Origin of the sequence: Ancylomarina subtilis, from assembly GCF_004217115.1 — a bacterium.
Classification (GTDB): Bacteria; Bacteroidota; Bacteroidia; order Bacteroidales; family Marinifilaceae; genus Ancylomarina; species Ancylomarina subtilis.
On the sequence record NZ_SHKN01000002.1, the window covers coordinates 60,913 to 73,774 of the forward strand.

At 36.0% G+C, this 12,862-nt stretch carries 10 protein-coding genes; 2 read left to right on the forward strand and 8 right to left on the reverse strand.

What is annotated here, in order from left to right; all coding sequences use genetic code 11:
- Positions 1-72: 72 nt before the first annotated feature.
- The 7 genes from EV201_RS11220 to EV201_RS11250 form a co-directional block, all read right to left on the reverse strand.
- The gene (locus EV201_RS11220; RefSeq protein WP_130307747.1) at positions 73-1,059 is read right to left on the reverse strand and encodes a lytic transglycosylase domain-containing protein; all 987 of its coding nucleotides are present in this window, start codon (positions 1,057-1,059) and stop codon (positions 73-75) included.
- Between the two features lie 48 nt (positions 1,060-1,107).
- The gene (locus EV201_RS11225) at positions 1,108-2,211 is read right to left on the reverse strand and encodes a pyridoxal phosphate-dependent aminotransferase (RefSeq protein WP_130307748.1); all 1,104 of its coding nucleotides are present in this window, start codon (positions 2,209-2,211) and stop codon (positions 1,108-1,110) included.
- Positions 2,212-2,462: 251 nt separating this feature from the next.
- Complete coding sequence (locus EV201_RS11230) at positions 2,463-3,854, reverse strand: C1 family peptidase (protein WP_207224471.1); 1,392 nt, start codon at positions 3,852-3,854, stop codon at positions 2,463-2,465.
- A gap of 135 nt (positions 3,855-3,989) precedes the next feature.
- Entirely contained in the window at positions 3,990-7,115 is a 3,126-nt protein-coding gene (locus EV201_RS11235) for an ATP-binding cassette domain-containing protein (RefSeq protein ID WP_130307749.1), read from the reverse strand.
- Between the two features lie 189 nt (positions 7,116-7,304).
- Positions 7,305-8,138 (reverse strand): hypothetical protein, encoded by an 834-nt coding sequence (locus EV201_RS11240; RefSeq protein ID WP_130307750.1) that lies wholly within the window; start codon positions 8,136-8,138, stop codon positions 7,305-7,307.
- 185 nt (positions 8,139-8,323) lie between these two features.
- Positions 8,324-9,025 carry a LytR/AlgR family response regulator transcription factor gene (locus tag EV201_RS11245; protein ID WP_130307751.1) on the reverse strand — a complete coding sequence of 234 codons (702 nt, stop codon included), beginning with the start codon at positions 9,023-9,025 and terminating at the stop codon, positions 8,324-8,326.
- An 85-nt stretch (positions 9,026-9,110) separates the two neighbouring features.
- Entirely contained in the window at positions 9,111-10,175 is a 1,065-nt protein-coding gene (locus EV201_RS11250; RefSeq protein WP_165389641.1) for a sensor histidine kinase, read from the reverse strand.
- Positions 10,176-10,321: 146 nt separating this feature from the next.
- Between EV201_RS11250 and EV201_RS11255 the strand changes: the two genes are divergently transcribed.
- A complete protein-coding gene (locus EV201_RS11255; RefSeq protein ID WP_130307753.1) occupies positions 10,322-10,951 on the forward strand; it encodes a cysteine hydrolase family protein in 630 nt (209 codons plus the stop codon).
- A 23-nt stretch (positions 10,952-10,974) separates the two neighbouring features.
- On the opposite strand, the gene miaA is transcribed toward EV201_RS11255, so the two are convergent.
- Complete coding sequence (gene miaA, locus EV201_RS11260; protein ID WP_130307754.1) at positions 10,975-11,889, reverse strand: tRNA (adenosine(37)-N6)-dimethylallyltransferase MiaA; 915 nt, start codon at positions 11,887-11,889, stop codon at positions 10,975-10,977.
- Positions 11,890-12,131: 242 nt separating this feature from the next.
- On the opposite strand from miaA, the gene smpB reads away from it, so the two are divergent.
- On the forward strand, positions 12,132-12,578 hold the full coding sequence (gene smpB, locus EV201_RS11265) for an SsrA-binding protein (protein WP_130307755.1): 447 nt from the start codon (positions 12,132-12,134) through the stop codon (positions 12,576-12,578).
- Positions 12,579-12,862 lie beyond the last annotated feature (284 nt).

Here is a 12,862-nt window from a genome sequence, read left to right on the forward strand (position 1 = left end):
TCTCCTTATGCTTTATATGGTCTCAATTCTCTCAAGGCTAGGTAAACTCCATTGGGTCTAAATTGCCACCCTCTAGTTCTTTTTTTCTTGAGACGTTTTGTATTCAGAAAATGCAAAATTAATATATCCTTTGGCAGGAAGTGTAATTTCGTACTCTTTTTTATATTTATTTGTGAGATAGGGCTTTCTAAGCCAGGGATTAAAGAATTTCAAAAGTTTGTAATTGACCCCATTTTCTTTAGCAAAAAGAGCAAAATCCTTAATCCCGGTTTTAATTTTAAGCTTGCGGGTCGGAATATTTGGGTATAGATCACACTCGCGAAACTTGAAGCCGAAATTCTGAGGATTTTCCATAATGAGTTTTGCAGCTACAATTCGGAACATGTAACGAGCCGATTCCTCGCCTAGTAATAAATCGTAATAATTTCCTGCATCCTGAAGTTTCATTTGTGATAAAATATGCGAACGTCCTGCATTATAGGAGGCCGCAACCAAAGACCATGAACCGAATTTTTCGTAAGAATCTTTTAAATATTTACAAGCAGCATAGGTTGATTTCTCAATATTGTAACGTTCGTCAATTTCTTTGTTCACTTCCAGTTTATAGTCTTTAGCCGTTGGAGCCATAAATTGCCACACACCAACAGCGCCAGCTGGAGAAACAACTGTAGGTATTAAGCCACTTTCAATTAAGGCTAGATATTTAAAATCGTCGGGAACATTTTCTTTTTTAAGAATGGGTTCTATTATTGGGAAATAGCGGTTGGCTCGTTTTAAAAACAGTAGGGTTTGCGATTGCCAATAGGTGTTTACGAGTAATTCTCTATCAAGGGATTCTTTTACATCCCAGCGATCAAGAGGAACTTCTTCCTCTGCAAACTGAAGCTGGTTGGGAATTTGGATCGCATAGACATTATACTTGTCCATATATTCAGTTCCAATATGTTCGTTATTGTCATCTGACAATATTGAGTAATTAAACAACTGAGCCACGACATAACCACAGGCCAGCAGGGCAAGGGTAAGTAATATATTTTTTGTGATATTATTTTTGAACATGGTTTGATTTTTTAAGGAGTTTGTCAGAAAATCTGCTTTAATATTGGTCTAGAATTGATCGAAATATTGTTTGAATTTATCAGGGGCTACCGATACGCAAATTCGTGCGTATTGGGCTGCTTCTTCCTTTTTGTATCTCGTAAAATAACTTAGCGATACAGATCCAATTCTTTTTTCTAAGAGTTCCTCCTCAGATTTGTTTAAAATGACAAAGATGCCAATTGCCTCGCTTTCATTATAAAATTCAGATGCGAGGAGTCCTTTCTTTTTTAGATAATCTATATTCTGACGGATGCCGTCAACTGTAACTTGTTTGAAATTTTTGCTGGCCAGTTTGCCTTTTTCGGATGTCAATAGGCTTGCGACCAGAAGTTGTGAAAAGGCATTGATCCCATTGGTTGCATACATTAAACGAATGCTAAGTTCGGTGTTGAATTCCGAATTTGTAGAATGAACAAAGCCCAATCTCTGACCACTCAGACCTAGAGATTTGCTAAAGCTTTCAACAATGATTACATTTTTAAAGGCCAGTAATTCCTGATAGAATTCGTCTTCCTTATCACAGAAAATTCTTCGGTAAGGACAATCGATAATAACAGTTGTTCCATTTTCATTAAGAATTCTGATGATTCGAATGAGTTCAGAATCTTCAATTTTATTCCCAATAGGGTTATTGGGATCACAGATAATGACGGCAGAATTTTTAATTTGGCTTAAGCGATCCTCTAAATCGTTAAAATCGCTATAACTTCCAGCCTGCATTCCACGAATGGTCATCACCTGAAAGTAAGATCCCCAATAATACTCGGGTAAAAGGATTTGATCAACCTCAAGTGTCTGGAATGTTAGATCTAGAGCTGACATACCTCCACCGCTAATGCTGATATTTGAAAGTTGACTTTTGTTGTCAAAATAGTGTTGATTGATCGCCTCCCGTAATTCTACGCGGCCTTGGGCGGGCGGATAAACCTGCATGGCATTGCTGTTAAAATCCATATCCTCAACAACAGAGCTTAAATCGATATTGCAAACTGCATTGACACCACGATTGAGCAGTAAATATTCTTTCCCAGTCTCAATACTCTTATTTCTAATCTTCTCTCCAATGCCAACTATGGCCGAATATTTGGCTCCGCTCTTTCGTATTTGCATGATTTTGTTTGTGTATATAGGTTTTTCTTAAGGCTTATTTAGAATAATTCAAAGATAAGAATATCTGTGAATCTGATCATGAGATCGCTGGTAATTTAGACGAAGAAATCGGAATAATTTGATACCCGAATTCAGAAGTCTGATACGTTAATGTTCTATATGCTTTAGAACGAAAAGCGCCCCAAAACATTGTTTTGGGGCGCTGGATAAATTGTATGTTGTGATTTGAAATTAAGATTCAAACCATTTTATTAGAACATATAGTCCCAAACAGGTAGTTGAATTGGCTTGCTGTCAAGAGCTTTGATAGCCTTTTCGTTTAGGTACTTTTTGTTGATAACTACACGGAACATGTATTCACTAAACCATTCATCAGTGAAAGTGATGTAACCATTGTGTCCTGAACTTGTTCCCCATGAGTTTTCGAATTCCCATTTTACGGGCACTTCGTTTTCATCCACATCCACTCCAATCAGAGTCATAGCGTGAGACGAACCTGATTGACGAGTTAAGACACGTGCTTTTTTATCCATATCGAATTTAACACCAAATAAAGAAGCGTAATCGTAGGTGTTGATATCCATCACACCTGCTTTGCGATTATGCTGTTTCCCAACATCGCAAGATGCATACATGGCCTGGTTGTTCTTGATAGAAGCCATGGCAAATGTTTTGATATCATCATTTGGCAAGTTAAGATAGGTCCAATTCACCCCTTCGGTAAGATTACGGTAGTTTTTAATTTCGTAAACTTTATAATATTCACGAGTTGGATCGTTCATGATCATCACCATTTCGTCTTTTGCAAAATCAGGTGCTACCAGATTCATAAATTCAAGGGGAGTGTATTTTTTAGCCTCGCTTACTTTTCCATCCGCATCTTTGTATCTCCAGGTGAAATCAACAGGAGGTTGACCAAGAGAAAGAGCTAGAATTCGATAAACGTCCTTTAGAACCTCTACTTTAGCATTCTGAACTTTTTTGCTGTTCCCTTTTTTAGCTGCTAATTGGCGAATTTTGTAGGCTTCACCTCTTAGTTTTTCTTTAAGGATACGGTTAAGTTGTCCGGTATTATTAGAAATTGCTGTTTCAGGCATAATTTCAGTTGGAACAACGCCATATTTTTTAGCTACATTAAAAAATGAATTCCAAACACCACCATCATCAACAGGGCTTTTGAAGTATTGAACCACTTCACGATCCCCCATATCTTTATCAGCTGTTGCGATAATATTTTCAAGGAACAAGTTTGATTTTTCGAAAAGATCCCAGAAGTAGTTGTAGTTGTGAGAAAAGTCGAATGAGCTTAAATTAAGATCTTTAATAACATTTGGACGAATGGTGTTCATTGAGGTGAACATCCAGCAACGCCCCGAACTTTTCTGGTTGGTAATCCCTTTTACATCTACTCTGTATTTAAAGAAATGGTCAGTTTGGCCAATCTTTGAGCGGTTAAGTGCCAGCTCACGAATGCTTTTACTGTTTGTAATTGCATTTTGCAAGGCTTGAGTTGAAGCATCAGCATTGAAACTGCTGCGTATTTCATTAAGCGTTTTGCTGTCGATAGCACCTTGAGTTTGTGCCATGCTTGAACCTGCAAAAGCTAAAGCCAGAACAGGAAGCATTAAAAATTTAAAATTCATGTGTTGTGTTTTTAGTTTGTCATTACTAATGAGCACAAACATAAGAAAAGTATGGGAGTTTGGCTAAAAGGATTGCCTATTAGAGAACAGAAAACCCGAAACAGATTTATGATTTAAATCATAAATCTGTTTCAGTTAGGGTTTGATTTTTTTTTCTTTTTGTACCAATCTGAGGCTTTCGAAAAAGTCGACCAGTTTTCTAAGTAAGTCAGCCCAAAGCATTCCAAATAGGAGGGCAGTCCCTATCCAAATAACAAGGAGATTGAACCAATAGGTGTCGATATAAAAGTTTCCAATCCTTTTTACAGGGGCATAAAAGTGAGCTCGCCCAAATCGTGAGTCCGGATACATGAAGATGGGATCTTTCTTTTGAATGAGTCTCTGATCAACTTCAATCATTTTGTTGACTTCTGTTCGGTTCAAAACCAAGTCAGCTAATGCTTGATTGTAAAAACTTTGTTTGAAATCGTAAACCCCGTTACGTCCCAACGAGTCTACAAGCTGTGAATACTGGAAGTCTTTTTTGTAACTCGATTCACTACTTAGCCCCATAAAATAAAGCTTAATTCCATCGAGATATTGTCTGGTTTGTTCAAGTATATTTAGGTTAAAATCCAGCATATTTAACTTGTGCAGACTTTCGAAAGGCTTAAATCCGGCCTCTTCGGATAATTCAGAAATTTCGTTTCTAAGAAGGTGGAAATGGTTTCTAGTTTCCTCTGAGTTTTTTTCGAATTCGATATTCCTTTCACAATCGATTAGAATTGATTCAATTTTAGGAATTAGGAAAGAGCTTTTGAAAGCTGCATCGCTCACTCCTTTTTCAAAATCAAAGAAATATTTTTCAAATTGATTATCCTTGAATTGAGTGACTGCCATAGCTTCGTAGGCCCAGCGAGTTGTCATTAAGTCACCAATAACAGGAACATATATCTTATTCGTGATTCCACTGTGTAAGTCATCGAATTTTATCATGGCTCCTCCTAAAAGCAACTGAGGAACCAAAATCAGAGGAATAAGGATGTATATTGTAATAACAGAATTCAGTCCGGAAGAAATATTCAATCCAACCATGTTTGAAAAACAGGATGTTGTGAATAAAACGAGCCAAAAAGAGAGTGTCATCCCCTGAACCTCGAGCACATAGTTTCCCAATAGGACAAAGCTTAAGGTTTGTATGGCTGAGAGTAAAAATAAGAAGGTTATCTTTGAAAAGAGATAGGCATTTCTTGAAAGGTTTAGAAACTTTTCTCTCTGAAGAATCTTTTTATCACGAATGATTTCCTCAGCACTCACACTCAGTCCAATAAACATTGAAACAACAACCGCCATAAATAGAAAGACGGGGTAGTTCTTATTCTCACCAAACACGTAACCTGATGCAGAAGTGTACTTGGTGAAATAACCCAGAATGAAAGCTAAAAGTGGTGCTTCAAACAGGTTGATGATTAAATATTGCTTATTGGTTAGTTTAGAAAGAAGGTTTCTGATCCAAAAGATTGAGAATTGTTTTATTCGATTAGGAATCTTAAAGTCACTCTTTGGTAAACTGCTTTCTGATTTGACGGGTTCAACAGGCGCATCAATATTTTTTCGATATTTTTCGTTCCATTGCTTAGGACTTGTTCTTCTTTCACGAGTTGGCTTTCCGTTTTCATCAATCTTTCGGGTCTCAACAATTTGAAGAATCTGTTCCGGATTGACATTACCACAAGTCACACACTCACTTTCTGAAGCGTTAACCTGAGAGTTTTGTGTCTTAAAATAAACAATAGAATCAATTGGGTTTCCCGTGTAAATAGGGTAGCCTCCCTTATCCATAATCCAGAGCTTATCGAACATTTTAAAAATCTCCGATGAGGGCTGATGGATGTTGGCTATAACGAGTTTTCCCTTAAGTGTCTGCTGTTTGAGCAGATTCATGATCATTTCAGAATCCGTAGATGATAAGCCCGATGTGGGTTCGTCAACCAAAAGAATCGCAGGTTCACGCATCAGTTCCAAGCCAATATTCAGGCGTTTACGCTGGCCTCCACTGATGAATTTGTTTAGCGGATTACCCACTTTTAGATTTCTAACCTCGTAAAGAGCCAAATCGTGAAGTAGGGTATGAACGGTTTTTAGAATTTGACGTTGGGTATATTCTTTAAAGCAAAGTTTAGCGTTGTAATAGAGGTTTTGTAATACCGTTAATTCTTCTATCAAAAGGTCGTCTTGTGGCACAAAACCTATAAGCCCCTGAATGGCTGATTTGTTGCGATGTATTTCAAAATCATTAATGAAAATCTCACCCCTGTTCAGAGGCAGATTGCCATTAAGGACATTGAGAAGGGTGGATTTACCAACACCACTACCTCCCATAATTCCAATAAGCTGTCCACTTTTTTCGGAGATATTGAAATTATGAATCCCATTGTTTGAATTTCTAAATCTGAACATGACATCTTTTACCGTAAAAACGATATTTTCCTGATTGTCTTCTTTTAGAAAGATGCTGGCCAGATCGGAATAATAGATGGAATTAATATTGGGACCTTTAATAATTGAACCGTGTTTCAATCGGTAGCTTTGGCCTTTTATAATTTTGTTTCCTTCAAGGTAAAGATTTAATTCGCCAAGATATCTGAATACGATAAGGTTGGCAGAAGGAAAATAAAGTGCGATTAATTTCCCATATAAATTTTCGCAATAGAGATGTTTTGTTTGATCGTGATTGGTTTTCTGATCTTTTTTCATGAACCAGGAAAGGTTCTCTGACCATTCGGTAATCTGATTGTTGATAATCAGAAATTTGTTTTTGTCATATTTATCCAGGAAATCTTCGCCTATAATAAAGACAATCGCATTCTGAAATTCATTTCGTTTGATGTTGAAATTTTCAGCAACAATGCTAATGAATTCAAATTCTCCTTCGCTTACGATTCCATCTTCGTAGATAAATTCCAATAGGCGTATCAGAACGATAAGTCGTTCCTCCTGAATGAGTTCTGATCGGATTTTGACACAAACGCTGGCCGCCTCAGATAGGGAAATTATATTGGTGGTTTTGTCATGAACATTGGCTTGATATTCCATCTCTCTATGGTAGAACTCATAGTAGTTTAGGAATAAATTCATGTACTCTTCTTCATCTTGTGCACTCACATATCGCTTCAGGAAATTATCAACAATATCTTTCCCTTTGGTGGAAACACCTTCTTCTTTGGCATTGGCTACTATGGCAAAAAGGTGCATCAATGCATTTAAGATAGATTCTCCCATTTTAAGCGTTGAGTTTTTTTAGATTTGATTTTAGAGTAAAAGGTTTTAATTGTGATTTTCGCACAGATTTAAAAATACAATTTATTTGTCAGAAATTTTAAAAGGCATGCAAAAACAAAGCATAAAAAAACTGCAATTCGTTTGAATTGCAGTTTTGAATTTATTCTGAAGATTTTAAACCGAAATGGTTTATTTTACAATCGCTTCTCTAAGTTTAACAATACTTGCTGTAATTTCTTCAAGCTGAGGCTTAGTCATGCTTCCTTCAATTTTATCGTAACTTGCTTTTAAACCATTGAAATCATTAATCAATGAAGCAATATTTGGGTCCTGAGACTCAGGCTGAAGAACTTTTAGTAAACGTTCCAATGAATCTTTTTGATCGTAAATCACTTTTACAATTTCAGGATTGGTAAATGTGTTGTCTGAAATATGAGTTGCGATATACAAGCCCTCAATAAAACTACCACTTACAACAAAAAGGGATAAGTTCGCTTTGCCATTCTTGTTTAAGAAAGCATAAGTGTCGTAAAATGAGTTGGTGATAATTTTGATCAACTCTTCCTTCTTGTCCAGATTTTTCTCAACATCACTAACTAAAGTTTCGTTGTATGCAGAGGTGATTTCCAGGTTGTCAATTATTTTTTTAGATGCTTTTAGAAACAACATGGTTTCTTGTTTTCTGTGGTATGTACTTGCATAACTCAAGTCTGCACTGTAAATACCAAGATTTAGCGCTCTTGATTTTTCAGTAAAATATTTGTCTGCGTTTTCAGTTGAATTTGAAATGCCAATAATGTAATCTGCTCCAATTCTATTCAGCATTGAAGTTAATTCAAAGGTAGTTGGAAGTGGATAAACCACATCCTTCACCTCTTTTGCGATGGCTTTCTTAAGCAAAGGTTTCTCTGTTTGAGTTTCTTTTGTAGCTTTTTTGTCTACAGGCTTACAACCTGTGATATTAATTGCGAATATTAATCCTAAGATTACTAGGCTATAAGGAGATGTTGTTAGTCGTTTCATTTAGTTACAATTTTATAGATCAATATATATTCAAGTTTTCAGTCTAAATTTAGCAAAAAGCCTGTAAATACGAACTGAATTTGAATTATATTTTTTTGAGGTTTGTTGACTGGCACAAGTCTGTTTAAAGACTTATGAGTTCGATTCTTTTTATGTTTTATTAAGATGATTCCAGAAGCATCAAATTAGCCCATGTGGATTTTTTGTAGGAATCCTTGTTTGTAGTTGTTGCCAATGGGTAAGCTGTTATTTGTCATATGAACCATATTACCTTCTATTGATTTTATTTTAGCTAAAGCAACAATGTAGGATTTGTGTACGCGGTAAAATTTTTGAGTTGGCAATAATTTTTCAATCCCCTTTAAAGACTGATAGGTAACGATGTGTTCTGAATCGGTATAGATTTTCACATAATCGCCAAGGGCTTCGATGTATTGAATACGATCTAAACTTACATTTATTGTTTTTTTATTGGCTTTTACAAAGATGTATTCCATATCACCCCTAACTTCTTCCTGTTGCTCAGTTAGTTTCATTCGTTCTTCTGCTTTCTGAATGGCCTGTAGAAAACGCTGAAAAGCAAAGGGTTTTTTAAGGTAATCGAGCACATTAAGTTCGTAGCTTTCTACCGCATACTCGGTATAAGCACTTGTGATGATGGTTAGTGGCGGATTTTTATATGTTTTAAGAAAGTTGATTCCGTTCAATCTAGGCATATTGATATCTAAAAAGATTAAATCGATTTCTTCTTTTTTGAGTACTTCCATCGCCTCAAGAGCATCGCTGCACTTTCCAACCAAATCCAATCCTGATAGTTCAGCAATGTATTTTTCTAACACACGTTGTGCTAAGGGTTCATCATCAATTATTAAGCATTTTAGTTTCATGTCAATCTCTTTTTCTATCTAAGACTTAGTGGTTAGTCTTAATGTGATGGGAATAGCTTACCAAATTAGTCATTTTTTCCAACAATCAGGAGAGTTCAATATTTAGACTGATTTTGAATGTCTTTTCACCTTTTTCAATATCTAATTTATGCTTCTGAGGATAAATGAGTTCAAGACGTCTGACGACATTCTCAATACCAATTCCTCCACTTTTCTTTTTAGTTTGATCCCAATTGGGATCGTAACTGTTTTCAATCACAAGCTCCATTTGATCATTTTCATCAAAGTTGAAAGTGATGTTTATGAAACTATCCAGGTCCTTTCCGTATAAGCCATGCTTGAAGGCATTCTCGATAAAGGGTTCGAATAGGAGAGGAGCTATCTTGTGTCCATCAAAATGACCATTAACGATAAAATTGATGGGGGTGGTTTCATCCAACCTAATTTTATGTAGGCTGATATAGTTTCGGGTGAAGTCAAGTTCTTTGTTAATATCGACTAGCCTTTCATTGCAATCGTAAAGAATGTAGCGCATTAAATCGGATAGTTGCAGGACGACAGTTGCTGTATCATCTGATTTATCAAGAGCTAAAGAATAGATGTTGTTTAGGGAATTGAATAAAAAATGGGGTTTGATTTGTGTTTTTAGCACTTTAAGTTCCGCTTCGAGCTTTTCTTTTTCAATATCTTTTAATTGACTTGATATTTTTTGTAGAATAAACCATTCGCGGGTTAGAGAGAATATACTTGTGACTCCCACGTAAATAAATGAAAAGAAGGCAAAGTTTATCCAATCAGTAAAAACAAATGATTTGAATCCATCATTTTCTGTCAGAAAACTATTTAACGGATAGATGAGTAGAAATTGAATTAAAAGTGCTGAAAGCCCTACCGTTATAAAAAGAGATAGAAAGAATAGGAAAAAGGCCTTTTTTTTGAAAAAAGCTGGTATTAATATTCTTAGGTTTGTATATACTGCGGCTGCAAAACAAATATTGAAAGCTATTGCTAATGAAATGATTTGGTAAGTGAGGACATTTTTGTATTCACTCGCCAGAAACAATGAAAATAGCCAAAAAAGGACTGAGACAAACCAAAATATAATGTGGTAGATGTTTTTGCTTCGTGTCATTAGTATTGGAGTTGCCATATAGATAATTTCAAATTGCTGCATGAAAATAAAAAACAATATGCAGTATACGAAACAATTGTCTAAATAAGATTGATTATGGCTTTGGAGCAGGCTGTTTTGTTCGATTTTTTGTAGCTTCGTTAGAGTCTAACTAATCAATTGATATGTTTAAAAAAGAGCTTTTGTTTTGGAATGTGGATACGCAGTTCGATTTTATGAATCCAGCGGGGAAATTATATGTGCCGGGTTCTGAGGTGATTTTACCCCTGTTGGAGCGTTTGACATTATTGGCAAAAGAGTGTAATATTCAGGTTGTTAATACAGCTGATCATCATTTCCCGGATGCAAAAGAGTTGTCAGAAACGCCTGATTTTATTACAACTTTCCCACCGCATTGCATGGCCAACTCTAGGGGTGCTAACTATGTTGAAGAAACACAACCTGATACACCTGAGTTTGTTCATTGGGATAGGGTTTATTCCGAAGCTGAGATTCGTAATCTGACAGCTTCTCGAAATATTGTTGTTTTAAAAGATGTGTTCGATGTGTTTGAGGGGAATCCTAATACGCAAAAACTGGTGAAGGCATTAGCACCCAGGAAAGTTTTTGTTTATGGGGTGACTACTAATGTTTGTGTTGATTGTGCTGTTTGTGGATTGGCTAAGCAGAATATTCAGGTTTTCGTAATCGAAGATGCTATAAAGGAGCTACCCAATATCCCACTTCCTTTCGAAAAATGGGATGCTTTAGGTGTTCAGCGAATTAAATATGCTGATATTACAAGTTATATGTAAGGCTTGATAGGAGTTTTGGAATGTTATGCATTCCAAAGTTCTTTAACCTTTTCGATTTTCTCTTCGAGTGGCATAAAACCATCCAACCAATGGATTTCGAATCCGCTGCGTTCCATTTTTCTAAACCAGGTCATTTGGCGTTTGGCAAACTGATGAATGGCAATTTCCAATTGAGAGAACATTTCGTCGTAAGTCAATTCTCCAATCACGTATTTGGTTAAAAATTTATATTCCAATCCGTAGTAAATCAGATCTTCGGGACTAACACCCGATTTGATAAGGCCTTCAACTTCTTCAATCATCCCAGATTCGAGTCTCTCTTTTAAACGAAGAGAAATGCGATTGCGTCGTTCTTCTCGGTCAAATTTGATTCCAATAAGCAATGGTTTTAGCTCAGGATGTTTCATCTCAATTTCTGGATGTGAAGCGTAATAGCGTTCAATCTCAATGGCTCTTATGGCACGTTTCTTTGTTTCCAGATCGGAATTGTTGTGAACTGTTTTGTACGATCGAAGGATCTCTCCAAGTTCATCAAGACTCTTATCCAGAAGCGTATCCCGAAATTCCTGATCTTTAGGAACCGCAATGAGTTTATAACCTTTAAGGCAGGCTTCAAGGTACATACCAGTGCCACCACAAACAAGAGGTAAATTGTTTCGTTTCTGAATGGCTTCGAAAGCATCTACAAAATCTCGCTGGAATTCATACACATTGTATTTGTATCCGGCATCAGCAATATCAATCAGATGATGAGGGATTTCCTGTCCGTCAATCGTATATTCTTCAATGTCTTTACCCGTCCCGAGGTCCATACCACGATAGATTTGTCTGGAATCAGCGCTTATGATTTCCCCGTTTAAGGATTTTGCCAAATTGACAGCTAAAGTTGTTTTGCCCGTTGCAGTGGCACCTAATACGACTAATAGATTGTATTGCATAAGATTTGCTTTGTAGTTGAATCGCTACAAAATTACTCTAAGTTTTCAGAATAATAAAAATCATTGTCTATTTTTGATTTTCCATTTAAGATGTAGGTGAAATGATTTGCTTTGTGACTAAGGCAATAACTGTTCGTTAATTAATACTAACTTTGCGGGTAATAAAATACGAGCTTGTTGTTTATCGAAACAGTAGGGTGTTTTCCAATTGGTATTGGGACGGAGTTTAAATAGAATAGAAAATGCAAAAAATCAACATAAGAAATAAGCGTGCCAGTTTTGAATATGAATTTATTGAGAAATTTGTTGCCGGCATTCAGTTGTTTGGAACAGAAATAAAATCGATTCGCGCAGGGAAAGCCAGTTTGGTCGATTCGTATTGTTATTTTACGAACAGTGAATTGTATGTGAAAGGCATGCATATTGCCGAATACAGATTTGGTAGCTATTACAATCATGAAGAAAAACGTGAACGTAAGCTGTTGCTTAATCGAAAAGAGCTTGATAAGTTGGAAAGAAAAACGAAAGAGTCTGGTCTTTCTATTGTTCCCGTAAGCTTATTTATTACTCAAAAAGGCTTTGCAAAGCTTGAAATTGCACTATGTAGAGGTAAAAAGAACTACGATAAACGTGAAAGTTTAAAACAAAAAGATCATAAACGTGATATTGATCGATTGATGAAGAGGTAGTTAGGCTGGAAGGCCCATTTTTATTGAAAAAATGGATCTTTTCAAGTCGGTTTTTAAACGAATTAGTCTATATTTGCAGTCCCGTTTTCGTCAGGAAGCGGGATTTTTCATCTCCAATAATTTAGTAAAAGTCAAACAAAATAAAAATTGACTTACAGACTGGATATTAACAAGATATCAACAATGTTGATAAATTGTTAATAACTTTCAGGTACCCCTGTTTTACTAGCTTTAGACTGTTGATAACTCAAAAATACGTTTTGTATTGGGAGACTTATTAACAA